The sequence below is a fragment of the Photobacterium sp. WH77 genome (assembly GCF_022014395.1).
Classification (GTDB): Bacteria; Pseudomonadota; Gammaproteobacteria; order Enterobacterales; family Vibrionaceae; genus Photobacterium; species Photobacterium arenosum.
Genome location: NZ_JAKLTE010000012.1, coordinates 109,415 through 135,232, shown reverse-complemented (window position 1 = coordinate 135,232; position 25,818 = coordinate 109,415). Strand labels below are relative to the sequence as shown.

At 50.1% G+C, this 25,818-nt stretch carries 23 protein-coding genes and 1 pseudogene; 11 read left to right on the top strand and 13 right to left on the bottom strand.

All coding sequences use genetic code 11. The annotated features are described in order from the left end of the window. Nucleotides 1–318: 318 nt before the first annotated feature. Nucleotides 319–714 (bottom strand): annotated as a pseudogene (locus L6J37_RS13690) (site-specific integrase); the annotation flags it as partial. A gap of 179 nt (nt 715–893) precedes the next feature. On the opposite strand from L6J37_RS13690, the gene L6J37_RS13685 reads away from it, so the two are divergent. The 6 genes from L6J37_RS13685 to L6J37_RS13660 all read left to right on the top strand — a co-directional run bounded on the left by L6J37_RS13685 (nt 894) and on the right by L6J37_RS13660 (nt 6,050). Then, nucleotides 894–1,349: a hypothetical protein gene (locus L6J37_RS13685; RefSeq protein ID WP_237795492.1), complete on the top strand. Its 456-nt coding sequence runs from the start codon at nt 894–896 to the stop codon at nt 1,347–1,349. Nucleotides 1,350–1,761: 412 nt separating this feature from the next. Continuing rightward, nucleotides 1,762–2,436: a hypothetical protein gene (locus L6J37_RS13680; RefSeq protein ID WP_237795491.1), complete on the top strand. Its 675-nt coding sequence runs from the start codon at nt 1,762–1,764 to the stop codon at nt 2,434–2,436. A 364-nt stretch (nt 2,437–2,800) separates the two neighbouring features. Next, on the top strand, nt 2,801–3,226 hold the full coding sequence (locus tag L6J37_RS13675; RefSeq protein ID WP_237795490.1) for a hypothetical protein: 426 nt from the start codon (nt 2,801–2,803) through the stop codon (nt 3,224–3,226). 177 nt (nt 3,227–3,403) lie between these two features. Next, nucleotides 3,404–3,685 carry a type II toxin-antitoxin system Phd/YefM family antitoxin gene (locus L6J37_RS13670; RefSeq protein WP_027250707.1) on the top strand — a complete coding sequence of 94 codons (282 nt, stop codon included), beginning with the start codon at nt 3,404–3,406 and terminating at the stop codon, nt 3,683–3,685. After that, on the top strand, nt 3,682–3,969 hold the full coding sequence (locus L6J37_RS13665) for a type II toxin-antitoxin system RelE/ParE family toxin (RefSeq protein WP_237795489.1): 288 nt from the start codon (nt 3,682–3,684) through the stop codon (nt 3,967–3,969). Before L6J37_RS13670 ends, L6J37_RS13665 begins: the two co-directional genes overlap by 4 nt. A 515-nt stretch (nt 3,970–4,484) precedes the next feature. Beyond that, on the top strand, nt 4,485–6,050 hold the full coding sequence (locus L6J37_RS13660) for a glycosyl hydrolase family 18 protein (protein WP_237795487.1): 1,566 nt from the start codon (nt 4,485–4,487) through the stop codon (nt 6,048–6,050). A gap of 129 nt (nt 6,051–6,179) precedes the next feature. On the opposite strand, the gene L6J37_RS13655 is transcribed toward L6J37_RS13660, so the two are convergent. The 5 genes from L6J37_RS13655 to L6J37_RS13635 form a co-directional block, all read right to left on the bottom strand. Further along, a complete protein-coding gene (locus L6J37_RS13655; protein ID WP_192016195.1) occupies nt 6,180–7,208 on the bottom strand; it encodes a methionine synthase in 1,029 nt (342 codons plus the stop codon). Nucleotides 7,209–7,236: 28 nt separating this feature from the next. Beyond that, nucleotides 7,237–8,214 carry a DUF1852 domain-containing protein gene (locus L6J37_RS13650; RefSeq protein ID WP_237795485.1) on the bottom strand — a complete coding sequence of 326 codons (978 nt, stop codon included), beginning with the start codon at nt 8,212–8,214 and terminating at the stop codon, nt 7,237–7,239. 524 nt (nt 8,215–8,738) lie between these two features. Further along, entirely contained in the window at nt 8,739–9,209 is a 471-nt protein-coding gene (locus L6J37_RS13645; protein WP_237795483.1) for a GNAT family N-acetyltransferase, read from the bottom strand. Beyond that, the gene (locus L6J37_RS13640) at nt 9,206–9,676 is read right to left on the bottom strand and encodes a GNAT family N-acetyltransferase (protein ID WP_237795481.1); all 471 of its coding nucleotides are present in this window, start codon (nt 9,674–9,676) and stop codon (nt 9,206–9,208) included. Before L6J37_RS13640 ends, L6J37_RS13645 begins: the two co-directional genes overlap by 4 nt. Before the next feature lie 127 nt (nt 9,677–9,803). Beyond that, nucleotides 9,804–9,989 (bottom strand): hypothetical protein, encoded by a 186-nt coding sequence (locus L6J37_RS13635; protein WP_192016191.1) that lies wholly within the window; start codon nt 9,987–9,989, stop codon nt 9,804–9,806. Between the two features lie 96 nt (nt 9,990–10,085). On the opposite strand from L6J37_RS13635, the gene L6J37_RS13630 reads away from it, so the two are divergent. The 4 genes from L6J37_RS13630 to L6J37_RS13615 all read left to right on the top strand — a co-directional run bounded on the left by L6J37_RS13630 (nt 10,086) and on the right by L6J37_RS13615 (nt 14,078). After that, nucleotides 10,086–10,991 (top strand): LysR substrate-binding domain-containing protein, encoded by a 906-nt coding sequence (locus L6J37_RS13630; RefSeq protein WP_237795479.1) that lies wholly within the window; start codon nt 10,086–10,088, stop codon nt 10,989–10,991. Between the two features lie 405 nt (nt 10,992–11,396). Then, nucleotides 11,397–11,999 (top strand): recombinase family protein, encoded by a 603-nt coding sequence (locus tag L6J37_RS13625; protein WP_237795477.1) that lies wholly within the window; start codon nt 11,397–11,399, stop codon nt 11,997–11,999. 26 nt (nt 12,000–12,025) lie between these two features. Continuing rightward, nucleotides 12,026–12,868: a siderophore-interacting protein gene (locus tag L6J37_RS13620; protein WP_237795475.1), complete on the top strand. Its 843-nt coding sequence runs from the start codon at nt 12,026–12,028 to the stop codon at nt 12,866–12,868. 25 nt (nt 12,869–12,893) lie between these two features. Next, nucleotides 12,894–14,078 (top strand): multidrug effflux MFS transporter, encoded by a 1,185-nt coding sequence (locus L6J37_RS13615; protein WP_237795495.1) that lies wholly within the window; start codon nt 12,894–12,896, stop codon nt 14,076–14,078. Nucleotides 14,079–14,143: 65 nt separating this feature from the next. On the opposite strand, the gene L6J37_RS13610 is transcribed toward L6J37_RS13615, so the two are convergent. From L6J37_RS13610 to L6J37_RS13580, 7 genes are all read right to left on the bottom strand, one after another. After that, the gene (locus tag L6J37_RS13610; protein ID WP_218385150.1) at nt 14,144–14,863 is read right to left on the bottom strand and encodes a glutamine amidotransferase-related protein; all 720 of its coding nucleotides are present in this window, start codon (nt 14,861–14,863) and stop codon (nt 14,144–14,146) included. A gap of 14 nt (nt 14,864–14,877) precedes the next feature. Next, complete coding sequence (locus L6J37_RS13605) at nt 14,878–16,047, bottom strand: iron-containing alcohol dehydrogenase (protein WP_237795474.1); 1,170 nt, start codon at nt 16,045–16,047, stop codon at nt 14,878–14,880. Nucleotides 16,048–16,068: 21 nt separating this feature from the next. Beyond that, entirely contained in the window at nt 16,069–17,460 is a 1,392-nt protein-coding gene (locus L6J37_RS13600; protein WP_237795473.1) for an aldehyde dehydrogenase family protein, read from the bottom strand. Nucleotides 17,461–17,472: 12 nt separating this feature from the next. Next, complete coding sequence (locus tag L6J37_RS13595) at nt 17,473–18,855, bottom strand: glutamine synthetase family protein (RefSeq protein ID WP_225445209.1); 1,383 nt, start codon at nt 18,853–18,855, stop codon at nt 17,473–17,475. Between the two features lie 86 nt (nt 18,856–18,941). Next, nucleotides 18,942–20,375: an ethanolamine permease gene (gene eat, locus L6J37_RS13590; protein ID WP_237795472.1), complete on the bottom strand. Its 1,434-nt coding sequence runs from the start codon at nt 20,373–20,375 to the stop codon at nt 18,942–18,944. Nucleotides 20,376–20,799: 424 nt separating this feature from the next. Beyond that, the gene (locus L6J37_RS13585) at nt 20,800–22,233 is read right to left on the bottom strand and encodes a DUF1254 domain-containing protein (protein WP_237795471.1); all 1,434 of its coding nucleotides are present in this window, start codon (nt 22,231–22,233) and stop codon (nt 20,800–20,802) included. Between the two features lie 403 nt (nt 22,234–22,636). After that, nucleotides 22,637–24,211: a methyl-accepting chemotaxis protein gene (locus L6J37_RS13580; protein WP_192016182.1), complete on the bottom strand. Its 1,575-nt coding sequence runs from the start codon at nt 24,209–24,211 to the stop codon at nt 22,637–22,639. A gap of 481 nt (nt 24,212–24,692) precedes the next feature. Here L6J37_RS13580 and L6J37_RS13575 point away from each other — a divergent pair, with 481 nt between their 5' ends. Continuing rightward, the gene (locus tag L6J37_RS13575; protein ID WP_237795470.1) at nt 24,693–25,742 is read left to right on the top strand and encodes an alpha/beta hydrolase family protein; all 1,050 of its coding nucleotides are present in this window, start codon (nt 24,693–24,695) and stop codon (nt 25,740–25,742) included. Nucleotides 25,743–25,818 lie beyond the last annotated feature (76 nt).

Below are 25,818 nucleotides of genomic sequence, written 5' to 3'. Positions count from 1 at the left end.
CGTTGTCCGGGTCGGTTGTAGGCGCTCCCGGCGCCGACAACCTAAAAATTCGTCCTGAATTTTTCCCTGTGGGAATGCCATCAATGTACTTTTCACCCCGTCATTTCCGCGACAGGCGGGAATCCATACAGCGAGTTCGGTTTTTAAGGCTGAGGATTCTGGTTAAGCGAAGGTATGTCGCGCTTGAGTCTGGTGGCTCTTTTGGCATGGTGCGATGCGCGCCAGACACTCTTTATAGGGATAAAGAGTGCCCAGAAAGCCCTTTTTGTTCTTTGGCGCTGTCCGGGCCGGTTGTAGGCGCTCCCGGCGCCGACAACCTAAAAATTCGTCCTGAATTTTTCCCTGGTTCAGGGTCATGGTGATGAGCAGCCCCATTTCGTGGGGCGTCAGGAGATCGGGCAGCCGCCTGACCTGCGGCGGTTTGACGATTTTGAGCCATGTCCACTGTTTGTTGAGGGTATAGCGGTAGAAGAACTGTAGGCCATTGCGATCGAGTTTGACGGTGCTCCATGAGTGGGTGTGGATGAGTTGGCGGAAGTAGGCACGTAACTGCTCGGTTGTCAGCGTGTCAGGCGAGCAGTCGAAAAAGGCAGAAACACGACGTACCGCACGGCTGTAGGCATCAACGGTCGCCGGGCGCTTACCTTGTAGGATAAGATTATCAAGGTGTTGCTGGTATAGCGCATCGAAATGGCACTGCTGTTGGGGGTTCATGATACGGTCTCCAGTCCGCTGCCCGGATGGCAGGGTTCAGAGATCAGTATATGGGCTGCTGTAGCTCTGCCGCGCAGCGGCTTGGTTCAACAAACGCATCAACAATCGCACTACGGGCTGGACGTCGCTGACGCTCCGCCTTTTATGAGAGCGTTAAATTGCATCACAAGGAGTTATATATGATTCCAAATTTTTGGAAATTATCACAAGGTACAGATTTTTTTTCATTTGAAGAAATCTCGGATTCTATAGAAAATAAGCTTGTTTATGTTCATGCACATACTGCCGCCAAAGGTAGATCTTCTGAAACACAAGGAGAGCAATTTATTGAGGCCGAAGTTGGTGATTATTTTTACCTAACTCATGGAAATAGAGGTGTATACCTATTGGGGCAATTTACTGGCCCTGCTAATATTTTTTCGTCAATGGGTGAAGGTTGGGCTGAGAGGCCTTTTAGAGTTATACGTTCGGCGAAACCAAATGGTGGGTATGATGGTCCGCATAAATGGTGGGCACCAAATGATCGTTCCACATTCACGGCAGTACCTAATGATGAATTGGCAGAATTCGAAACACATATTTTAGAGCCATTTTTTGGTATTACTCTAGCTGAATATGGCATCAATGCAATTTAACAAATAAAGATAAGTGTCGCGCAACCGACACTTTATCCGGGTGTTGGACAAGCCCGAAGCTGCATTATTATGGAAATAACTTGGTTGAACGCCGGAGGGCGGCGGTGTGGCGGTTTGCCTCTGCTATGGGGGGCTGGCTGGCTTCGATCCCGATAATTGCGGGTGGGATATTAGCCAACGTCTCAAGGACTTTTTGAGCGTGATATTATTTTGTGAATCAACACTTTGCCTTGGTGATCTTCACCGTGAATACTGGAGCTATGTTTGGCTAAATCAATGCTATTGATAGATAGTGACATCTTGATGGCCTCAGGCGATTTCTTAATCAGACTTACCCAGTTGTGACAAACCTAATGAGGGGGAGTCCATGTCATTCGTTAGAATGACGACTGAAATGATATCGGGATGGAAAATGAGAAGTATATTTTTAGCATTTGTTCTTACTTGGGGAACGAGTGCTTTTGCTCAAAATAATGATGGACTTGATAATTCCTTGCGGGAATTGGTTCCTGATGGATACTTCGTGACTGAAACGATTTATGGTGACTTAAACAAAGATAGTCAAGAGGACGTTGTTTTAATCATAAAAGGAACAGACCCAAATAAAGTTATTGTTGATAAATTTCGTGGTGAAGTAGACCTCAACCGAAGAGGGATCGTTGTTGCTTTAAGAAACCAACAAAAATACGAATTAGTCATTGAAAATCTAAACTGCTTTTATTCGGAAGAAGAAGATGGCGGTGTATACTTCGTACCAGATATTTACACTAAAATTGAAAAAGGAAATCTATATGTCCTTTTCGCTCATGGTCGCTATGGACACTGGCGCTACAATTTTCGTTATCAGGGAGCAGATTTTGAGCTAATTGGTTATGACAAAAGTGCTAACAGAGGGCCAACAGTAGAAGTAGTCACTAGCATTAACTACCTGACAAAGAAAATGCTGGTGAAGAAAAATATTAACAGCCATGAAGAACATGCAGATCCAATATTTAAAGAGAGTTGGACGAGCTTTACGCTTGATAATCGATTTAAGCTAAGTGAAATTAACGATTTTAGTGAGTTTGGTGATGGGTTACGGGAGTAGATAGACTTGTATCGACACGTAATTCGAATAAACAACTATGGCGTCAATCATTAAATTAACGCCATTTTTCTTCCCATCAAACGTCATCCCACAGCATCGCATTGAGGATGACAATCATTTCCTGATGCATGCAATGATGGCAACTTTTTTCGGTTTTTCCTTCAGCCAAAAGACGTTGATAGCGGCCTCCGGTAGTTACAGGATCAGACTTACCAAGTGTGGCAAAACCTGATGAGGAGAGAGTACATGTCATTCGTTAGCACACAGCCAGTAAGTGATGGTCGTATCCTGTTACGGTATTTTTGTTCATTGCTTCTAAGCCTTCGTTTAGTATCGACATCTCTTTCTTACTCAGAGGCTTAAGATGAAAAAATCAGCAATCACATTGACTTTAATGCTCGCTTTAGTGGGTTGTGATGATGCGAGTAAAGCGATTGATGAGGCTCAAGCAGCAGCGAACAAAGCAGTCGATAGTTTGCAGCAGAAAGCCGATTCGCTAGATTTGAATCATCTCAATCTTGAAGTTTTTGGTGATGCGACCCAAAAGGCGCAAGATTTTACTCAGTCGATAGACTCATTGATCAACACAGATTTCACTGACCATCAAGCGGTTACAGCAGCAACAGATAAAATTTCTAACTCTTACAGTTGCTTAGTTGATGTTTCTTCTGAGGCGACAGCAGAAAATTTGCTAGATAAAATCGTATCTTCAGTGAAGAACGATCAAGTATTGGCAATCATCGAAAAAGGTGTCGCGCAAGCGAAAACGGCGAAAGAGTGCATGATGTAAAAGGCCTCAAGAGGGACTGCCCCTCGACATTCGGTTTGTGCACTGGCTTTGAGGCCAAATCCTGATAACAGACGCGATTGCGGTCCCTCATTCGTGATAACGCAGCATCAACTTCTTGCTCATCACAGCTGGCTGAACTATCATTTGTACGTTATTTTGTACCAAATGGAGTTCAACATGAGTCGTATTCATTTCGATCAAGATATTCAGCCGTTGTCTGAATTTCGCGCAAGTGTCGCTTCTTACATCAAACAAATCAATGAGACTCGTCGTCCATTAGTAATTACACAACGTGGTAAAGGTGTCGCTGTGGTTCTTGACGTTGCAGAGTACGAGGCAATGCAAGAGAAAATCGAATTACTGGAAGAAATGCGCACAGCAGAAGCTCAGTTAGCTTCCGATCTGGGTGTTTCTCATGAAGATGCACGCGCCCAAGTGCTAGCACGCATTAAGAAATGAAAGTAGTTTGGTCTCCTTTAGCGCTTCAAAAGCTTGGTAACGTAGCAGAGTTCATCTCTTTAGATAATCCATCTGCTGCAGAAAAGTGGGTCAATGATGTTTTCGACAAAACGAAGTTACTCGGAAGCATGCCTGAAATGGGGCGCTTTGTTCCAGAAATACCCCACACAAACTATCGTGAAATCATTTTCGGTCACTATCGTATTATTTACAGCTTAGGCCATGAGATCAGAGTGCTAACGGTTCGTAACTGTCGACAAATGTTGTCGGAAGAGGACGTATAAAACTGCGTTCTACCACAATTATGATGCAACAACTCTGAAGCATGCCTGTTCAATCACGAGCAATAAACCAGCGTTCCCCACTCCCTCAGGGGAAAATTCAGGACGAATTTTCAGGTTGTCGGCGCCGGGAGCGCCTACAACCGCACCGGACAACACCAAAGAATAAAAAAGGCTTTCTGGGTACTCTTTGGCCCACAAAGAGTACCTGGCGCGCGTCAAACAAAGCCAATTAAACCACCGAACTCAAGCGCGACATACTCACCCAGCCACAAAATTACACTTGCTGTATGGATTCCCGCCTGCGCGGGAATGACGGCTTAACATGTACTTTGATGGCACTCCCCAAGGGAAAATAGACATTGATAGAGATCCTATATTCCCGCAAAGAACAAGTTGCTCAGTGACAAACTGTTTTAAACACCACCACAGAAGCGTGTGATGACACAACTGCAGCACTTGCCGACAAGATAAAACTGATCCCATATAAGCGATATCCAACAATGAAGGAATCAGCAATGAAGATTGAGTCTGCTTTCAAATGGTGTCCTGCCGCGCTTGCGCTGATGGCTGTAAACACTTTTGCCTATAGTCATGCCACTGAGCCTGATCTGTTCACCGGCACACATGGTGAGTTCCAGCAAAACAGCGGCCATGTGGTGGCCACTTATGCCGCCAACTGGTCGAATCCGGCCAGTATCAGCCAGATCAACGGTAATAACCTGACACATATTCTCTACGCATTTTTAGATATTTGCGGTCCGGGTCAACGGGCAGGTCACGAAGCCACCTGCGCCAGCAAGCCAGATTTTACGCTGGCTGAAAATAACAGCACGATTGATAAAGCCTTCTCGGCCCAATTCAGTGAACTGAAAAACCGCTTCCCGCACCTGAAAGTTCTGCCATCAATCGGGGGCTGGGGCGGCGATGGCCCGTTCGCCCCTATGTCGATGAACAGTACCAACCGGCAGGTTTTCGTTCAGGCCATGGTGGATTACCTGAAAGCGAACCCGGCCTTTGATGGCGTGGATATTGACTGGGAGTGGCCGCAAAACCGGGCAGAAGGTGAAGCCTATGCCGACCTGATGATAGATCTGCGGGCTGCGATGGACAAACTCAGCGCCGAAACCAGCCGTGAGTATCTGGTGACATCAGCCATCGCGACAGCGGAGTCTTATACCGCCAAGGTCAACTACCAGCGGGCAGAGCCTGCCATGGATCTGATTTTCCTGATGACCTACGACTTCTTCGGAGCCTGGTCATCTGACAATGTCGGCCATCACACTGCGATAAGCACCCATAGCGGTAACTTAGCCAAAGGGTATGGTTTTGGCGCTGAAGATGCGGTTCAGAATCTGCTTGGTTTAGGCATGCCAGCTGAAAAGCTCGTACTGGGTGTTGCCAAGTATGCCAAGGGCTGGGACGGTGTCGCACTGAATCCTCAGGGATCGCCCTTTGGTGGCGTGGCGACCGCCGGTTTTCCGAAAGCGGTGAATCCCTGGGATGTCGAAGGTATCGCGACGTATACCCGTATCTCAGATGAGATCCTCGGTCCGGACGGACAAGGCGTGAACGGCTTCGAAATTCGTTTCGATCCGGATTGTCAGTGTCACTACGCATGGCGAGGATCGGATGCGGCGTTTGTCGGCTTTGATCACCCGGCAGATATCATTGCCAAAGGCCAGCTGGCTACCAGCAAAAAACTCGGCGGCCTGTTCTCGTGGGAATACGGTCAGGACAATGGCGATCTGCTCAATGCTATGAATATCGGTGTTGGTAATCTGGATATGAAGACTCTGCCGGACGTGACAGACTGGCAACCAGATGCCGTCTATCTCGCCGGTGATCGCGTCAGATTCAATCACTTTGTCTATCAGGCCAAATGGTGGTCCCAAAACGACGAACCCGGCCATCCCCACGGGCCATGGGAAAAGTTGGACTTCACCCATGCGGCCAGCTGGTCTGCGGAGGCCACCTATCAAACCGGTGATCGCGTCACCCATAATGGCGTGGTGTACCAAGCCATGTGGTGGACACTCAATAACGAACCGGGCGCTCCGAACAGCCCATGGACGGCCTTGTAAACGTATAGATCAAGGCGAGGAAGATATCCTCGCCATGCATCATTGCAGAGCAGTTTGGTTTGTGCAAAAACCCAATTAAGCCGCAAGGTAATCCGGCTGCTAACCCTGCTAATCATCTCTATATTGGTACTAAGCCAGTAGCTCTCTTCGGACGATGTCTGCACCTGCACTCAAGGCATTCAGCTTGCCCCTTGCGACGTCACGGGATAAAGGTGCCATGCCACAGTTGGTGCAAGGATAAAGCTTGTCAGCATCGACAAACTGCAGTGCTTTTCGCAGGGTATTGGCGACTTCCTCTGGTGTCTCAATGGTATTGGTTGCGACATCAATCGCTCCTACCATGACTTTTTTACCCCGAATGAGTTCCAGTAGCTCGATTGGAACACGCGAGTTGTGACATTCCAGTGAGATGATATCAATATTCGATTGCTGCAGTTTGGGAAACACTTCTTCGTATTGTCGCCACTCTGAGCCCAAGGTCTTTTTCCAGTCTGTGTTAGCCTTGATGCCGTAACCGTAGCAAATATGTACAGCCGTTTCGCATTGAAGTCCTTCAATGGCTCTTTCTAAAGCCGCAATGCCCCAGTCATTGACCTCATCAAAAAACACATTAAAAGCAGGCTCATCAAATTGAATGATATCAACGCCAGCGGCTTCTAATTCTTTGGCTTCTTGATTGAGGATTTTGGCAAATTCCCAGGCAAGTTTTTCGCGGCTTTTATAATGGTTATCATAAAGCGTATCTATCATCGTCATGGGACCAGGCAGAGCCCATTTAATGGGTTGATTGGTTTGCTGACGTAAAAACTTGGCATCTTCAACAAAAACCGACTTGGGGCGACTCACAGGACCCACGACTGTCGGTACACTCGCATCATAGCGGTCACGGATTTTCACTGTTTTACGTTGTTCAAAGTCAACGCCGCTGAGGTGCTCAATAAAGGTTGTCACAAAATGCTGACGGGTTTGCTCGCCATCACTGACAATATCAATACCTGCCCGTTGTTGCTCTTGTAATGACACACGTAAAGCATCGTGTTTGCCGTCTATTAACTCCTCACCTTGTAATTTCCAGGGTGACCAAAGTGTTTCAGGTTCTGCAAGCCAAGAGGGCTTAGGTAAACTGCCAGAAGTTGAAGTCGGTAATAATGTTTTCATAATAGGCTCTATTGTAATTTATCGTTAATTATAAAGCGTAATTAGCAGACCACTGCTCAAGAATACTTTGGTATGGTTTGATGAAGTGTTCCTCAGCAAATTTACCTTGCTCAATAGCCAACTGGCTGCGTTCTGCTCGGTCATAAACAATTTGAGTTAATGAATGATCCTGATTCTTCAGATTGGGCTGATATAATTTTCCCGCTGAAGCATTCGCATTATAAATCTCAGGCCGGTAAATCTTTTGAAATGTTTCCATCGTGCTGATGGTGCTTATCAGCTCAAGATTCGTATAATCATTCAGTAAATCACCAAAGAAATAAAAAGCTAAAGGTGCAGCACTGTTTTGAGGCATGAAATAGCGAACCTGCAATCCCATTTTCTTGAAATATTGCTCAGTCAGCGAAGACTCATTGGGCTGATATTCAAAACCCAATACAGGATGCTGGTTTTCAGTGCGATGATAGATCTTGCTATCCGAAACACTGAGACAGATAACCGGCGGCTTACTGAAATTAGCCTTGTATGCATCTGAATTAACAAAGCATTGGAAGAGCTTACCATGCAGTTCACCAAAATTATCCGGAATGCTAAATTTGAGTTTATTCTTATTATGATCCAACAATAATACGCTGAAATCATAATCTCGCACGTAGGAGGAAAAATTATTCCCTACAATGCCTTCAATCCGTTCGTTGGTTTTATGATCAACAATGTTCGTTTTCAATACTTCAATCGAAGGGAAAGCCTGACCACTACCTTCAATATCCATATCTACTGAAATAATTTCAAGCTCGACAGAATAACGGTCGCCTTTTTGGTTATCCCAACTTGCTAAAGCATTAAAACGATTGTTAATCATCCTTAAGGTATTGCGCAAGTTCTCTTGACGGCTCTCTCCTCGCGCCAAATTAGCAAAGTTAGTTGTGATACGGGTATTATCTGAAGGATGATAATTTTCATCGAAACAAATATTCTTTATCGTAAATCTAAAATCTTTATTCATGGTAACCTGTCATCCAATTTTCTGAGATAATCCTGAATTTATTTTTTGTTCTTTCCGGGCTTTACAATTTTATATTTTTGTTTTTCCAGTCCGTCATCTTCACAGTTGTTTGATTTTGGCCTAATCGCCTCAATCAGAGCCAACTGCAAGATTGTATAAAGCTGACAATAGAGTAATTTATACTTGGGTCGAATCATGAATAAAAATGATTTAATTTCATTAATCTATGAATCACGTTCATGGTTTGTGAAAACCGAACGTAAAAACTGTACTCGCTGCATGGATTGCCGCCTGCGCGGCAATGACAGAGGTAACTTAATGAATGTAGGCCTGAAAACGCTCTATCCAACAACGATTCAGAGAACAAAGTTGCCCACTCCACAAAGGGAAAATTCAGGACGAATTTTTAGGTTGTCGGCGCCGGGAGCGCATCACACAATGCCAAGTGAACCACTGAACTCAAGCGCGACATACCTCAGCTGTACCAAAATCCCAACCACAAAACTTTCACTCACAGGAAGCGGTTACAAATCCAGCCTCAACCGCAGCATATCTTTGTGCTGAATACCCAGCTCAAAGATTGGCTCATCATAGTGATCAAGAAAGAAATCTTTAGCGACACTCTCAACCCGAAACCCCAGCCGCTGGTAAAACGCCAGTTGATAACCGAAAGTGCCCGTTCCCAGCACGAGCGATTGAACACCCTGCTTCCTCAACCGGGAAAATAATGCAGTTAACAGCTTCGAGCCTATACCCTGCTGTTGAAATGCCGGATAAACAGCCAAATTGAAGATTTCGTATGTGTATTCTGCTATGGGTTTAGCGACACAAACCCCGACTATTTCGCCTTTCTCTTCGCTCTCGTCAACATCAACCACAGCAGCCAGGCAATAAGCCCCGTTCAGATAACGCTGGATACAGGCTTCAGAGGGATCAGCTTCCAGCAGCAGGGCCATCGGGATCTGTGCCGCATCCAGATGCTGAATCTCAATCATGACAGACTCAGCGCCATAATCAGCTCGTCTGCTGTCTGGCCCATTACCTGAAAACCGGCTTTTTCATAACGGTGTTTTGCTGCCAGGTTATGCGGGTAGACATCCAGCTGGAGTACGCGAGCCTGATGCTTTTCAGCCGCCGTGTGTCTGGCAGCGTTGATCAGCGCCATGCCGACACCAGCGCCCTGGCACCGGCTTTTAACGTACATTTGTGTAAGCAGCGCCGTCCGGTTTTCCAGTTCAGACACACCACACAAACCGATAAGTTCTTCACCCTCAAACGCCCCCAACATAGTGTGTTGCGGGCTTTGGCTGGCAATGTTGCGCTCAAAATGCATGGTTGGCTGCTGCCGCTGCTCCTCATAGTTGGCACCAAAGCAGTCTGGATGTAACCGCAGACTTTCCAGACGAATGTCGCGATATGCAGGAATATCAGCAGGGGTTAAAGCACGAATGGTCACTTCCATATCTCGGTCTCTCAGATTTCCTTCTCCTCTGCATGTTACCCACAAACTCAACAAGTTGCACACCCTGTTCCCCGGCTTAGCCTCTGGCAGACAAAATCACTTTCGGCTCAAACATAAAGCAACAAACCTATAAATATTTCTGATAGTCCTTCGACGGTGTGGGCGATGACTCAAGCCCGATATCTTTCTTCAGGTGCGGACTGAATGATTCTGGTTGCAACTGTGTCTTTTTCTGCCGATTTCCCCATAACCATGGCTTTTTCTGATTAAACAGCTGAATTTCAACTTCCCATTGCAGTGCTACTCTGATCATTTTATTCCCCTTCAGTCACAGTGCCTGCAGGAATTATGCGTATAATGAGTCCCGGCCACGAACGATGATTCATTACACCTACTATAAGCTGAGATTATGGACAATCGACTACAGTACTTATCCGGATTACGCTACTTTGAAGTGGCAGCCCGACGCCAGAGCTACAGCAAAGCCGCCGAAGAATTGTATGTCAGTCAGGCCGCCGTCAGTCAGAAAATCCGCCAGTTAGAAGAGGTACTGGGCTGCAAACTCTTTGTCCGGCAAGGGCGGAACATGATACTGACCACGCAGGGATCCAGCCTGTATACCGATGTTTCACGCGGATTCGATCATATACTGTCCGGTCTGAACCGCATTCAGGCGGAGCCTCTGGAGGGGATCCTGACCGTTAATACCTCCCGATCTTTTGCCTCCCGCTGGCTGATGCCCCGCTTGTGGAAATTCACTATGATCCATCCGGATATTTCCATCCGGGTCGATGCCACTACCGAAGCGCCTGACATGAAGTACGGTAGTATTGATCTCGCCATCAGACAGGGCCACAAAGTACATCTTGGTGACAGTATTCAGTCCTGTGTGCTGTATGAAGAACCAGTATATCCGCTCTGCTCACCCGAACTGGCCAATTCGATGCAGTTTACCCATCCGGAACAGCTGCTGAAATGCTGGCTGATTCACTGGGCTGAAACCTGTAATTTAACCTGGGAGCGCTGGTTTAACACGGCGGGAATTGACGTGCCCGAGGGGAACTTACAATGGATGGAAGTCAGCACCTTTGAAATGGGGTTGAATGCCGTCATGGCCGGTCACGGCGCCTGTTTAGGCACGCTGAGTCTGGCCGGTGATTTCATCGAAAACGGCCTGTTGGTCAAGCCTTTTGACATTGGCTTAGTGCCGGGTATCCGCTACACCTTATTTTACGACCGCACCTCACCGCGCATGACCCGTGCTCAGGCCTTTATCGACTGGCTGCATCAGGAAGTCCGACAGTCTCAGGCATAGCCCGTGCTTACATGACTACTTGCAAGAATGACTTCCTGTGCACCCTCTTTTATGGATCCCCGCCTTCGCGGGGATGACTAAAAAAACAACAAATACAAACATTTATAGCAACAGCATGACGCACAAGTAAAACCAAACTCTACGTATGGCCTTACTGTCATTCACACCAGCACACTATTACCTAAAAAATTCAAATTACTCATTAACTTAACGTCATTCCCGCGCAGGCGGGAATCCATCTGGCGCGCTAAACAGCATGCATTTCACTTATCCCCCTCCCGCCCAAAATAGCTCATTTGGTGTTGCAAGAACAAATTTGAACCTCTATGATAACCATCAAATGAGCCACACCAAATGACCCATCTCTGAGACCACAGACAGAAGCTGTCCTGTTAAGGAGTCACTATGCCCACCCTGTACGGCTATATTCGCCTGTCGCCGAAAATGAGCGATCCTGAAGCGTTGATCCGGCAAATTACCGATTATGATCCCAATCTGCGGCTGTTCCGGGAAACCGGGATCCGCGGTAACGTTCCTGCTGAGGAGCGCCCCCGGTACCGCGACTTATTCAACACCCTGAAACCGGGTGATCAGTTGATCGTCCGCTGGGTGACAGATCTCGGTTTTAATTTCGATGCCTGCCACCAGACCCTTCAGCAATTACTGGACAAAGGCGTGATCGTCCATACCGTGAACCAACCACTGACCTTCAAACCGGGCTGCCCAATCACCGATGCCTTGCTGCTGATGCTCAAAGGTTATGCGAACTCACACACCCAGCACCGGTTGTGGGCCGCCGAGGCGGGTCGGGATTCACTGCGCCAGGACAAAGCTGCATGGAAAGAAAAATTTCGCGGCCGCCGTGCCAATCATGAAGTGCACCACCAGATTGCCATGCTGCTCAAGGCAGGGAAAACCCTGCAGACAGTGGCTGACGAAACCGGTGTCAGCCTTTCTACGGTAAAACGTGTCAAAGCCAAGATGCAGCATCACGGCCACGAGCTGTAAATCCAAATTCAAACAGAGATCAACACATGCAAAAACGACTACAACCCAAATCATTTACTGTGCAGCAAGCGTTTGATATCAGCCCGAACATGCGTCGCGTGATTCTGACAGGCGAAGATATCCGCCATCTTCCGGCCGACAGTGCCGGTCAGTATGTCAAACTGCTGTTCACTCCTGCCGGCAGTACCGACCTGAGCACTTTGTCTGAGGGTCAGAAACCTGTGCTGCGCACCTTCACCATCAGTGAGTTTGATCCAGAGCAGGGCACCTTGGCGCTGGATTTTGTCAAACATCACCACAAGGACAAAAGCCAGCGCAAAGACGAGCACCAACACAAAGGCGAGATCACGCCGGAACAAGGCGGTTATGCGTGTCACTGGGCCATGCACACTCAGCCAGGCGAACAGATTTCCCTCGGCGGACCAAATACCATTCAGGGCCTGGCCGATGACAGTGACTGGGTACTGATCATTGGTGATATGACAGCACTGCCTTCCATTCAGCTCAAAACAGCCCGCCTTGCGGCAGATAGCCAGGGTTATGTGGTGCTGGCACTCAGCAGCGAGCAGGATCTACCGGCACTGCAGTTGCCCTCAGGCGTTGAATTAATCACTGTGGTGGATGGGGAACGCTCAGGCACCGCACTGGCTGAGAAAGTAACGCAACTGCGCTGGCCGGATGGAAAGCCAGCTATCTGGTGTGCCTGCGAATTCAGCACTATGCGGGCCATTCGCCAGCACATCAGCCAGCAGGATCAGTTCGATCGCAAAACTTGTTACATCAGCAGCTACTGGAAACACGGGGTAACGGAAGACGGGCACAAGGTCATCAAGCGCGAGGATCAGGACAGCTATCATGGCGAAACCTGATGCCGAGAAGGCAGAGGGATCAGCGGTGTCAGCCGCTTTTTACTGGCGTCCGATTTTACTGGCCTGCCTGACCATCAGCATAGGTCAGTTTGGCATGGGGCTGGTGTTTCCTTCCCTGCCCTGGATAGCCAAAGACTTTGGCATATCCATCGATCAGGCTCAGCTGCTGATTTCGGTCTACTTACTCGGTTTCGGTCCGTCGCAATTCATCTACGGCCCGATCTCAGATGCCTTAGGCCGTCGCCGCGTGCTGTTAGCCGGAATCCTGCTTGCAGTGGCCGGTCTGATTCTGGTGATCCTTGCCAGCGACAGTTTTTACGGCTTAGTGGCCGGTCGCCTGATGCAGGGACTGGGGGCGGGTTGCTGCGCTGTGCTGGCCCGCGCCTCGACACGGGATTCGTACACAGGTGAACAACTGCCGCAGGCGCTGTCTTATCTGACCATGGTGGCCTCGTTTACGCCGATTTTTGCGCCCGTGATTGGCGGTTTCATTAACCACCACTTTGGCTGGCTGTCGGTCTTTATCGTGCTGGCAAGCTATATCACCCTGGTGTGGTTTGCATTGTGCCTGATGTTCAAAGAGACCATGCACGACAAACAAGCTGTGCCTTCAGTGAGGAAAGTCGCTGCGGATTACCACTCCCTGCTATTGTCGCGCTATTTTCTGAGTTTTGCCAGTATCGGCTGGCTGAACTTCAGTCTGGTCGTCACCACCATCTCGCTGATGCCCTTTATCATGCAGGTTCAGATTGGCATGACCTCAGACGAATACGCCCTCTGGGCTCTCCTGCCGACTGCAGGGTTGTTTTGCGGTGGTTTTCTGGTCAGCTGGCTGCGGCCAAAAATCGGCACCAAACGCATGCTGTACCTCGCACCTGCCATCCATCTCATTGCGGCGGCCTGGTTAATTCTGACACCGCTGACACCATTGATGATGATGCTGGGCCAGTTCCTGATGGTGTTTGGTAATGGCATCGCAATGCCTTGCGCCCAGTCGCAGGTGATGCTGCCGTACCGCAAACAGGCTGGCACTGTGGCCGCGTTATCCGGTGGCGGGCAGATGTTGCTTTCAGCCCTGGTCAGTATGGCGCTGATCAAGCTGGGCATTCATCAGGCCTGGCAGCTTGGCTGTGTGATCGGGGTCTTTGCACTGATTGTCGCCCTGAATATCCGCAGCGGATTCCGCACGCCGTTACCTGACAGCCAGTAAAGAAAAACACCTGCCCCTGTTCGGGTTAACAGGGGAAGGTGTTCAGCCACAGTAAAGCGACAGGGTTATGAGGAGCGCAGGAAATCGAGCATCCAGCGGGTGACTCTTTCACTGTCTACCGGCATGTGCAGCGATGTCAGTCCGGTATCCAGTACATTGGCTGGTAACAGCGCCTTTCTTGCCAGCATCAGGTCCCGCGAATAGGCCTTGCTGAATTCAGGGTGGCCCTGAATGCCGAGAAAATGCTCGCCCACTTGCAGCATGTAATAAGGGCAAAAATCACTCCCGGCCAGCACAGCCGTATCATCCGGTAACCTGACCACCTGATCCTGATGGCTGACCAGCAAAGACAGATCGGACGGGAACGCGGCATTTTCCGTTACTCCCGCCGGCAATGCATGCAGCGCATGTGTCGCCACACCAATCCCCCAGCCCTGCGGCGCCTGAATCACTTCGCCCCCCAGTGCTTTTGCGATCAACTGATGACCAAAGCAGATCCCCACCAGCTTCTTTTTACGGGCATGCAACGCCTGTACAAAAGCCAGCAACGGGGGGATCCAGGGCAGGTCATCGTTGACACTGTGACGACTGCCCGTGGTCATATACACATCGCATTCATCAACATCCTGCGGCAACTCGCCGTCCAGCGCCCGGTAAAAAACCAGTTCCGGCGCGTCACCGGCATCGCGCAGCAGCTGAGTGAACATCGCCGGATAATTACCGTGGTCAGCTTGCAAATCCTGCCTGACATCATCGCACTGCAGAATACCCATTCTTACCGTCATGGAGCCTCCTGGTGTCAGTGCTGTGGCAAGCGGCCCGTCACAGCGTCCACAAAAATCCGGCTGTATTGCTCGGCGCTCAGTGCAACAGGATTTCCGCCTGCCGACGGGTCCTGTACCGCCATGCGGCCTACACGCTGTGCTTCTTCAACCGTAATATCAATATCCGCCAGCGTATGGGGGATCTGCAGGGCGGCACGGAAATCCAGAATCCAGGTCAGAAAGGCATCGAAACCGGGCTCGGGTAAATCCAGATAGCGGGCGAGATGGGTCAGCTTATCTTCAATCGCACTGCGGTTTGCCACCAGCACATAAGGCATCAGGATGGCATTCAATAAGCCGTGATGCTTGTCGTATAACGCCCCCAGTGTGTGGGCGATGGCATGCATCCCGCCCAGACCACGCTGAAAGGCGGTCGCGCCCATACTGGAGGCCACCAGCATCTGGGTGCGGGCCTCAAGGTTACTGCCATCGGCAACCGCCTGTGGCAGATAGGCTTTAATCAGCCGGATGCCTTCAAGTGCAATACCTTCGGCCATCGGGTGATAGCCGTTGGCACAATAGGCTTCAAGATTATGCGACAGCGCATCCATGCCGGTCGCCGCTGTGATATGCGGCGGCAGCCCGGTCGTCACCGCCGGGTCGAGCAACACGCATACCGGCAGCATCTTAGGATGAAAAATGATCTTTTTGACGTGATTGGCCGTATCAGTGATCACAGATGCACGCCCGACTTCAGAGCCGGTCCCGGCTGTGGTCGGGATCGCGATAACAGGGGCAATAGCATCCGCATTGGCCTGCAACCAGTTGTCGCCCACATCTTCGAATGCCCACAGCGGCAGTGACTGTCCCGCCATCAGGGCAATGGCTTTGGCGGCATCCAGGCTGGAACCGCCACCAAAGGCAATCACACCGTCAAAACCGCCCTGACGATACACAGCCAGACCGTCTTCGACATTCTCGCCGGTCGGATTGCCCTGAATCCGGCTGAACACCTCACAGCCAATGCCAGCTTCACGGCATAACGCCACAGTTTCCGTCACCATGGACAGGGCTGCCAGCCCGGGATCGGTGACCAATAATGCGTTGCTGATCCCAGCGTCGCGGCATGCCTGTGCGATTTGCTGTAAACAACCTTCACCTACTGTGATCGGCGTTGGATAATTCCAGTTTCCTTTCAGCGACATCTTGCTCTCCTTAACGCCGGTTCAGGCCAGTGATTTAATATGAAATGACTTCGGACGAGTCAGCGCCGCAAAGCCCAGAGCCGACAAGGTGCAGCCGCGGCCAGACTGTTTGACCCCAGTCCAGGCCAGCGCCGGATCGAGATAATCACAACGGTTAATAAAGAAAGTACCGGTTTCCACCTGCTGACCTAACGCAATACCCCGCTCAATATCACGGGTAAAAATGCTGGCGGTCAGGCCAAAATCGCTGTCGTTCATCAGCGTGATAGCTTCTTCATCGCTATTCACTTTCATAATACCGACAACAGGCCCGAACGATTCTTCGTGCATCACGCGCATCGAATGATCAACCTGGGTCAGAATCTGCGGCGCCAGATAGGGCGATCCGGCCTGACTGAGCGGAAAAGCCTGCTCATCAATATGGGCAACTGCACCCTCCGCTATCGCCTCCTGAATCTGGCCACGGACAAAATCAGCGGCACTGGTACGGACCAGCGGCCCCAGCGTCGTGCCCGGCTCATCCGGTCGGCCCAGCTTATATTGTCTGACGATCGCTACCGCTTTTTCGACAAAGGCGTCATACACAGAAGCGTGAACATAAATACGTTCAATACCGCAGCACGACTGGCCGCTGTTGAAAAATGCCCCGTCAATCACGGTGTCAGCCGCATCATCCAGATCGGCATCTTCGCGCACGTAAGCCGGATCTTTACCGCCCAGCTCCAGTCCAACGCCGATAAAACGGCCTGCGGCGGCTTGCTCGACATGCGCGCCGGCCGGTACTGAGCCGGTAAAGGCGACATGATTCACCGCGTCAGACTGGATCAGTTTGGTGGTGTCTTCGTGCGTCAGATGCAAAAACTGAAACACCCCTTCCGGCAGACCTGCGGCATCAAAAGCCGATTTCAGCCGCTCAGCACACAGGGGCGTTTGTGCAGAATGCTTGAGGATGACACTGTTACCGGCCAGCAAGGCAGGCACAATGCTGTTGATGGCCGTCAGGTACGGATAATTCCAGGGGGCGATCACCGCCACCACACCAACGGGCTCACGGGTAATGTAACGGCTGAAGCCGGGCTTGCCGGGTAAGGTGATCGCGGCCAGCGCCGCATCGCTTTCGGCAATCATATGGCGTGCCCGTTCCGCCAGACCGGCGATTTCGCCCTGCGCATAGCGGATCGGTCTTCCCATCTGCCAGCAGATTTCCTGGCCGATCTCGGCTTTATTGGCTTCAAACCAGTCAACCGCTTTGCTGCACATTGCCTGACGCTCGCTCAGTGCAACGCTGGCCCAGCTTTTCTGGGCACTTTTCGCCAGCGTCAGCGTTTGCTGAATCTCATCGCCAGAAGCGAGCGGACGCGTGACATACACACTGCCGTCTACCGGTGATATCGTTTGTTGCATTCGAGTCATGACGCATCTTCCTTAAATAATTTCGAAATAACGATCCATTTCCCAGTCAGTCACGTGTTTTCTGAATTCACGCTCCTCCCACTCACGGCTGGCAGCAAAGTGCTCAACGAATTCATCACCGAACATGGTTCGGGCAGCGTCAGACTGCTTAAACCGCTGCGCGGCATCCCACAGGGTACGTGGTAATTGTAGCTCTGGTGCATGTTGCTGTTCGTAGGCATTGCCCTTCACCTGCTCGAACGGTTCCCATTCCTGCATAATGCCGTACAGACCGGAAGCCACGGCGGCTGCCAGCGCGAGATACGGGTTAGCATCTGCTGCGCCTAAGCGGTGTTCGATGCGCTGGGATTGTTCACTGCCGGGGATCACCCGCAGGGCCGTGGTACGGTTTTCCACGCCCCAGGTGGCATCTGTCGGTGCCCAGAAGCCGGGGATCATACGGGTATAGCTGTTGATGGTCGGTGCAATCAGACACAAAAACTCAGGCATTAAGCGCTGCTGGCCGGCCAGAAAATGCCGCTGCAGTTTGCTCATATTGTGAGTCTGTGTCGGGTCGTAGAACGCCGACGAGCCGTCTTTGTTTTTCAGCGACACATGAATATGGCCACTCTGGCCCGGATAGTCTCCCGACCATTTCGCCATGAAGGTCGCCAGCAGATCCCTTTTCTGAGCCAGTACTTTCATAAAGGTTTTGAACAGTGCCGCTTTGTCGGCCGCCGCTTCAGCGCCATCAACCGCGATGGCGGCTTCTAAAACACCGGGGCCGGTCTCTGAGTGAATGCCTTCAATCGGAAAATCCATCTGCTCACTCATGCCCAGAATGGCTTCATACAAGCCGGAATGCACCGAGTTTCGAATCATCGAATAACCAAACCAGTCCGGCGTGATGGTTTCCAGGTTGCGAAAGCCTTTTTCTCTGGCTGAATGCGGTGTTTCATTGAAAACAAAGAACTCATATTCAAGGGCAGCAAACACATCAAAGCCCATGTCATTGGCTTTTTTCAGCACCTTGCGCAAGGTGCCGCGCGGGCAGACTTTCTCAGCTTCATCGGTAAACTCGGCAATAAACAGCAGCATACCTTCTTCACCGTAGACCTCCCGGCAGGTGTGCGGCAAAATGCGTACCGGGGCGTCCGGGTAGCCGGTATGCCAGCCGGTATATTGAGTATTGTCGTAGAGCTGATCTTTGGAGTCCCAGCCCAGCACGACGTCACAAAACGCGAACCCCTTTTCAAGCGATGAAAAGAACTTGGATTTCGACATATATTTACCGCGCATGATGCCGTCGTTATCAAACAAGCCGACTTTCACGTGGGTCAGTGCGCGTTCTTCTACAATGGCCATTGCATCGGCAATCGTCTTCACTTCTCTGGCTTCCATGTGTACCTCTTTCATCAAGATGACTCGTTCCTGAGCCTGTTTGGAGATAGGTTCAATCCGGACGCACTGACCAACAGCGGCAGCCGCGTCCTCAAATGACATTAACTGAGTTCAGATTCTGCATCAGCAATCAGGTCAAACTCTTCTTCCGGCGCATTGGCGACAATACGGTGACGGCTGTACAGCGTGAAGTAAGTCAGCATGACAGCGTAAAAAAGGGCGGACCACAGCGCCGCCTGCAGGCTCACCACAAAAGTGGATGCCAGCGCTACCAGCGACAGTACCAGCGCAATGCCCGAGGTCAGCGTGCCACCCGGCGTTTTATAAGGGCGTTCCAGTGCTGGCTCTTTGCGGCGCAGAATAATATGGGACAGACTCATCAGAGCGTAAGATACGGTTGCGCCAAACACCGCCATGGTGATCATCAGATCCCCTTCGCCGGACAGCGACAACAGAAAGCCGATGATGCCGGGCACGATGAGCGCCCAGACAGGCACTTTACGCTCGCCGGACAGCGACAGAAAACGCGGCAGGTAGCCGGCACGCGATAGTGCAAACACCTGGCGTGAGTAGGCATAAATAATAGAAAAGAAGCTGGCAATTAAGCCGAACAGGCCAACAAGGTTAACGAATTTCGCCGCCAGCGATTCCGTACCGTACACCGACTGCAAAGCACCGACCAATGGCGCACTGTGCGATTTCATTGCTTCGGCTCCGGCTCCGCCCGGCACCAGAATCAGCACTACAGCGGCAAACACTATCAGTACCAGCATGGAAGCGATAATGCCACGCGGCATATCTTTGGCCGGATTGGTCGCTTCTTCAGCCGCCAGCGGTACACCTTCGACCGCCAGGAATAACCACATGGCAAATGGCAGTGCCGCCCAAATTCCCATGTAGCCTTCCGGCAAAAAGGCACTGGCGCCAGCGACATCTGAATTAACGGCAATATCAAAAAGGTTGTTGATGTCAAAATGCGGCAGCATACCCAGCGCAAAAACTATAATCGCAATCACCGCCAGCAAGGTGATCCCCATCATGATACGCAGTGCTTCTCCGGCACCCCACAAATGGATACCGACGAACACACAATAAAAAGCCGCGTATACTATGGGCCCGTCAATACCGATTAACTCATTCACGTAGCCGCCGATAAAAATCGCAATCGCGGCAGGGGCAATGGCATACTCCAGCAAGATAGCGGTACCGGTCAGAAAGCCTCCCCACGGCCCCATGGCGCGACGGGCAAAACTGTAACCACCACCAGCAGTGGGAATCGATGACGACATCTCGGCCAGACTCAGCACCAGGCACATATACATCAGCCCCATGACTATCGTGGCCAATAGCATGCCGCCAAACCCTGCCCGCTCTAAGCCAAAGTTCCAGCCAGCGAAATCCCCGGAGATCACATAAGACACACCCAGGCTTGCCAGCAGTACCCAGCCTGCCACGCCTTTTTTGAGTTGTCGTTTACTTAAGTATTCGTCAGAAACGGTATGGGTTTCGACGGCTTGCTCGTTGCTGCCAGACATAACTTTTCCTTTTCTACAGTGAATGAAGTTAAATCGCACATCTTGTTAAGCTTTTGTTAACTTAATGGCGACATCTACTGCCCGGCAACAAGAATCAGTTAGGCTAAAACTAAGGTATAAGTTTTATTAATAGTAAGCGGCATTTCCGTGACGGCGAGCCGCTATGTGATGAATTTTAAGAAGAAAATAGCAGGTTTATGTGTTCGCTTATGTGTGACCGCTGATGCCGGGGCAAGACAGGAGCGAACGCCAGTGCAATCACCTCGGGTACCAGAAGCAAAACCGCTAACAGCAAAGAGGGGGGATGAAATAAGCACCGGCAGCATCTGAACATAACGAAGAGACCACCCCATGCTGCGGCGCATTATCACAACGCAGAATGGGGTGGTCTTTGTAAAATGATTCAAAGCACTGCAGGGTTACATCATTTTGCAGCCGGAACCGGAACCGGTTTTGGCTTCGGATAGTCACCGCTAATGATGGCTTTATCCGGTCCGTAGTTTCGCAACACAATCCAGAATGGTCCATCGGGTGATGGCAACCAGTTACTTTCCTTATCCGGCCCAGGTGACTCATGCTGGAAATAAATCGTTAATGAACCGTCATCGTTGCTTTTTACTCCCGGAGTCGTACTTGACAGCGAATATCGGTTGATAGGGTTTTCCACCAGCCATCGCTGTGGCAGTTTATACATAGTGAATGACCAGAAATATTTCACTGGTGGTATCTGCCCCGCAGGAAAAGTCACTGAATAATTATTTTTACTGGCATCAAGAGGCTGATCATTCGAATCAAGCGGAATAGAAAAATATACTGCCTGCTCATTAGCATTACCAAAAATACCCAGCACAACCCCCAATGTCCGCTTCAGATAATCCGTGCCAATCCGCTCGCGACTGCCAAACAGTGTGCCTGAATCCAAAGTAGGATCGTTTCCGGCTTTCTGGAATTCGGCCAGCGCATCCTGTACCCCCGCTCGCATCGCATCCTGAATCGAAGGATCTAAGGCTGAAAAGTCAAAAGGTTCGCCCGTGCCAATGCCTAAGGCTTTGAGTTTATTGTACTCCGCGGCATCATTCGCATTGGGTGACGTAAACGGGAGAAGAAAGTCAGCGTAGCGCCAGAATTGATCTGTTTTTTCATCGCCTTCTGTCCATGCCGGCCAGTCAATGGCCGGTGCTGGCGCTGGGGCGGGCTGACCCAGGAATTCGCTGAGCGGTTGCAGCTTGTACGCTTGCTGTATCTTCTCAACATTAGGCATATCATCCTGCCCTCCGATGAGCTGTGTACGTGTCAGCGTCCCCAGGAACTGACTCTCCCCGCGGATGACTCGTTTAATACCTTCTGGCGTTTCACCTTGCCAGTCCGGTGCAACGAGCATGAAGCTTCCGCCACCGTTGCCATCATTCAATGAGCCGGGATTATCAATAACATATGCCCACAAATCATCCCACTGGCTGGTGTAGTAACGCTGAGCTTCTATCTCAGGCAAAGTGACTACCCAAGGCTCAGACCGCAAATCCACCCAGGCATAAGAATAAGGGGTATCAATATTGGGTGTGACAATATCTGTGTCTGCGGGGGTAGACGTACCTAAATGCAGCCACTTGCCAAATGCCGCATCCCCTTTAATTGCCTGAGAATACATAGTGCGATAATTCAGCACTAAGGGGTAAACAAAAATGTACGCATCACGGGCATATTCGCGCGCCTGCTCAGCAGTTAAAGAATTCGATGAAGATGAGGTTGTCGTTGTAGCAGAAGCTGTATCCGCGGAGGTATTGGAAGCAGCTTGATTCGGATCGTTACACGCGACAAGCAAAGTCGTCGACAATGTCACGGCAAGTAGACGTTTCATGCGATCAATTCCTGTTGTTCATTTTTAGAAAAGATAACTGTTCGGACTTCGTGTACCACAATGCAAAAACACGCGAGCCAGCCTGCGTAGACGTTATTGCTACTGCTTCAAAGCAGACCGTTTGTAACTTTAGACCAAGACGGAAAGATAAGCATCTAATATCACAATACTTTCAGGCCAAGATTTCGGAATCAGACCATAACAACCAGAAGCAGGATGGTGACGAAAACACGACAGAATCCATTGTTAGGCAGGGAAATGAACGCAGTTGAACGAGCTTGAAGAATTTACGCAAAGTGAACATTTATTCGGGCAATGAAGCAGAACGCCTGCCCGGAAAGTAATGCTCGTTCAGCAAGGGAGAACCTGCTCCCTTGCTGAAGAGTCAGTTAATCAGAAATAACTATCGTACCTGTCTTGCCAGTTTGAAAGCCCCCACCAGTCGATCCAGTTTCTCAGCCAGGCCGGCCAGATCCTGACTGGTTTTTTCCAGCTCCATACTGGCATCCAGCCCGGCCTGCACCGCCTGATTCACCGTATCCATGTTGAGATTGATTTCATTGGCCACACTGGATTGCTGCTCTGTAGCCGTGGCAACCTGAGTGTTCATGTCCAGAATCGCGACAACCTGACCCGAAATTTCGTCCAGCGCACTCAATGCGTCTTCGGTGGCTTTGGTGCCTTCTTCAGTCAGGGATTTGCTGCTTTCCATCGCAGTCACTGCGTTTTTCGCTTCATGTTGCAGCTGGTCAATCATACGCTGGATTTCATCGGTAGACTGAGCCGTTTTAGTCGCCAGATTACGCACTTCATCCGCGACCACAGCAAATCCACGACCGGCCTCACCGGCACGGGCTGCCTCAATGGCCGCATTCAGCGCCAGCAGGTTCGTTTGCTCGGAAATGCCGCGAATCACATCGAGAATCGAGCCGATTGACTGCGTTTTGTCTGCTAACGTCGCAATCACAGCAGACATGTCATTCATTTCACCGGCCAGATGATTGATGGTATTGGTCGCCGCTTGCAACGTCTTGCGTCCGGCCTGAGTTTCGCTGTTTGCACTGCCTGCAGACTCTGCGGCACCTGCAGCGTTATTGGAAATTTCATTAATCGTTGCGATCATTTCATTCATCGACGTCACCACCAGTAGCGTCTGTTCGCTCTGGTCTTGCCCTCTCGACAATGCGTGCACCGACTGATCACGCAGCGAAGCTGCAGAGCGTCCCAGGCCAACACCTGTATCAACAACCTGAACGATGATGTCGTTGATCTTGCTGACAAAGATATTAAATGCTTCAGAAATACGGGCGATCTCATCATTCCCTTTTACCGGCAGACGCACCGTCAGGTTGCCATCGCCTTTGGAAATATCTTCCAGCGCCTGCTGCAATCCGGTAAGCGGCATGAACAAACGGTTCAGTATCCACATCAGAAAAGCCGCGCAGATGATAAAAATAATGATGATGGCGGTGAGCTGAGCAATCACAATTTCACTGGCGGCATTATCGACTTCTGTAATAGGAATGCCGACGTCGAACGCGCCGTAAAGCGATCCGTTCACATACACAGGCATCATGATGTCGTATACCCAGACTTTCTGAACATCCGCATACCATTTGGAGTGTTTCGGTTTACCCTGTCCTGCCCCTTCCACTGTGTAGCTGTCATCATAGACTTTGTTCAGCTTTTGCGGATCACTGTGGGCAATGGCCGTGATATGCTTATTAATCACTACGGCATAACTGATATCGCTGCGCTGCTTGAGCGACAACACCAGTGCCTGTAAATCGTCTTCCGGCTGCTGAGAGTTCTCAAGCACATACTCAACATTCTTTGCCAGTAGCTCAGCTTGTACCTGCGATTTTTTTAAAATAATACTGTCTATTTCCTGATGAGAAATATACGACGTAGACCAAATACTCGCTATCGCTGCAATGGCAAACATTGCACAGACAACCATCACTATAAATTTTTTCATTAAACGTTAACCCTGACTGTGTGGATTTGTAAAACTCATTGATATCAAAGGAATAGATACATTAACGAACTTATTTTTTGTTGTGCTGAAAAATCCAATGTTTGACCAGAAATGAGCAGACAAAATGCAAGCCTGATTTCATCAGACATGGGTTGCGATAATCCACTTTTTTAATACTTTATCTACATAATTTGAGGTGAATGCACATTTTAACGCACATTATTCTTTTTAGGTATCAATATAAAAGTAATCAAAAGACCACCCATTAAAAACACATAACGGGCATAATTTAATCACATTCAACTGTTTCAGAACTCTTTTTAACTAACGTCCGTTGATAGATAGCTTTCACCCTTCCTTAAAACAGCAAGCATCTTCCATCAAACAGCAAACAGCAAACAGAGACACGTTTTCTTTAGCCGTTCCCGCGATACTCTTGCTGGCACATTACACCTACTTTTAGCAGCTGATGGTGATCTGAATGAAACTGCTTGTTCTGTTATTCGTCCTGACGCTTTCGGCCTGTTCATCAGAAGAACACATTGTTTTCCAAAGCGGTGATAACCAGTTGTCCGGGGTGTATCTGTCGCCCACCAACGGGCAACCCGGCAAAGCCGTACTGCTGTTCGTACATGGTGACGGTGAGATGCCCTATGACGCTTACGGATATTACCCTTTGCTGTGGGATCAGCTCCGCGCCGAAGGGTACGCAATCATGAGCTGGAATAAACCTGGCGTCAGGCAATCTACCGGTGACTGGCTTGCGCAGTCGATGGCAGACAGACAGGCCGAAGTGCTTGATGCCATTCAATGGGTACAATCCCGCTATGGCTTTACGGCCCGGCAAACCGGTGTAGTGGGATTCAGCCAGGCCGGTTGGGTACTGCCGTCACTGGCAACCGATCATCAGGCACAGTTTGGCTTTATGGTTGGTATTGGCTTTGCGACCAACTGGATTGAGCAAAGTCGTTACTATACCCGGCTCAAACACACTGAGGCCGGCGCAACGGAAGCAGAGATTCAGGCAGCCCTTCTGACGTATGACGAAGAAATTGCCTTATTGCTACAAGCACCCGGCTATGCAGACTACCGGCAAGCGATGGGTGATCACGCCATGCTGGCAGACAGGTACCACTTTGTTCTGAAGAATCTGCAGTCAGATGCCCGGCAGGACTACCCGCTGATTCGCGCACCAACTCTGCTCATCTGGGGAGAGGATGATCTTAATGTCGATGCCCGGCTCGAATTTGAAAGACAGCAACACATTGCGAATCCTGCTGTCTTCGCCAGACTGATCGCAAGCGGCAATCACGGGCTTTTGGATTCAGCCTATTTTCCCAGACAGCGCATGGATACACTGGATCTGCTCAAACTGCACTGGCTTGGCGAGTCGGCACTGGCGCCCGGCGTTATCCCAACGCTGATCCACTGGCTGAACCTGCAGACACAACAAACGGCTCACTCACTCTGGCTGAGCCTGCTCCAGACTGACAGCCCGCATAAACCCATACCAGTAACACTGCAGCTGTAGCGAGCGAGGCAATCGCGAGCGAACCAGGACCAGCCATCGCCTTGAAATTCCATGTACAAGCGAGCATAGTGGCAAT

Bases quoted from the DNA above. Each gene is read 5' to 3' on its own strand.
- L6J37_RS13585 (WP_237795471.1), bottom strand. From the start codon at position 22,233: ATGAAACGTCTACTTGCCGTGACATTGTCGACGACTTTGCTTGTCGCG.
- L6J37_RS13680 (WP_237795491.1), top strand. From the start codon at position 1,762: ATGAGAAGTATATTTTTAGCATTTGTTCTTACTTGGGGAACGAGTGCT.
- L6J37_RS13670 (WP_027250707.1), top strand. From the start codon at position 3,404: ATGAGTCGTATTCATTTCGATCAAGATATTCAGCCGTTGTCTGAATTT.
- L6J37_RS13620 (WP_237795475.1), top strand. From the start codon at position 12,026: ATGCAAAAACGACTACAACCCAAATCATTTACTGTGCAGCAAGCGTTT.
- L6J37_RS13575 (WP_237795470.1), top strand. From the start codon at position 24,693: ATGAAACTGCTTGTTCTGTTATTCGTCCTGACGCTTTCGGCCTGTTCA.
- L6J37_RS13675 (WP_237795490.1), top strand. From the start codon at position 2,801: ATGAAAAAATCAGCAATCACATTGACTTTAATGCTCGCTTTAGTGGGT.
- L6J37_RS13580 (WP_192016182.1), bottom strand. From the start codon at position 24,211: ATGAAAAAATTTATAGTGATGGTTGTCTGTGCAATGTTTGCCATTGCA.
- L6J37_RS13645 (WP_237795483.1), bottom strand. From the start codon at position 9,209: ATGATTGAGATTCAGCATCTGGATGCGGCACAGATCCCGATGGCCCTG.
- L6J37_RS13610 (WP_218385150.1), bottom strand. From the start codon at position 14,863: ATGACGGTAAGAATGGGTATTCTGCAGTGCGATGATGTCAGGCAGGAT.
- L6J37_RS13605 (WP_237795474.1), bottom strand. From the start codon at position 16,047: ATGTCGCTGAAAGGAAACTGGAATTATCCAACGCCGATCACAGTAGGT.
- L6J37_RS13630 (WP_237795479.1), top strand. From the start codon at position 10,086: ATGGACAATCGACTACAGTACTTATCCGGATTACGCTACTTTGAAGTG.
- L6J37_RS13625 (WP_237795477.1), top strand. From the start codon at position 11,397: ATGCCCACCCTGTACGGCTATATTCGCCTGTCGCCGAAAATGAGCGAT.
- L6J37_RS13635 (WP_192016191.1), bottom strand. From the start codon at position 9,989: ATGATCAGAGTAGCACTGCAATGGGAAGTTGAAATTCAGCTGTTTAAT.
- L6J37_RS13685 (WP_237795492.1), top strand. From the start codon at position 894: ATGATTCCAAATTTTTGGAAATTATCACAAGGTACAGATTTTTTTTCA.
- L6J37_RS13640 (WP_237795481.1), bottom strand. From the start codon at position 9,676: ATGGAAGTGACCATTCGTGCTTTAACCCCTGCTGATATTCCTGCATAT.
- L6J37_RS13650 (WP_237795485.1), bottom strand. From the start codon at position 8,214: ATGAATAAAGATTTTAGATTTACGATAAAGAATATTTGTTTCGATGAA.
- L6J37_RS13595 (WP_225445209.1), bottom strand. From the start codon at position 18,855: ATGAAAGAGGTACACATGGAAGCCAGAGAAGTGAAGACGATTGCCGAT.
- L6J37_RS13655 (WP_192016195.1), bottom strand. From the start codon at position 7,208: ATGAAAACATTATTACCGACTTCAACTTCTGGCAGTTTACCTAAGCCC.
- L6J37_RS13665 (WP_237795489.1), top strand. From the start codon at position 3,682: ATGAAAGTAGTTTGGTCTCCTTTAGCGCTTCAAAAGCTTGGTAACGTA.
- L6J37_RS13600 (WP_237795473.1), bottom strand. From the start codon at position 17,460: ATGACTCGAATGCAACAAACGATATCACCGGTAGACGGCAGTGTGTAT.
- L6J37_RS13660 (WP_237795487.1), top strand. From the start codon at position 4,485: ATGAAGATTGAGTCTGCTTTCAAATGGTGTCCTGCCGCGCTTGCGCTG.
- eat (WP_237795472.1), bottom strand. From the start codon at position 20,375: ATGTCTGGCAGCAACGAGCAAGCCGTCGAAACCCATACCGTTTCTGAC.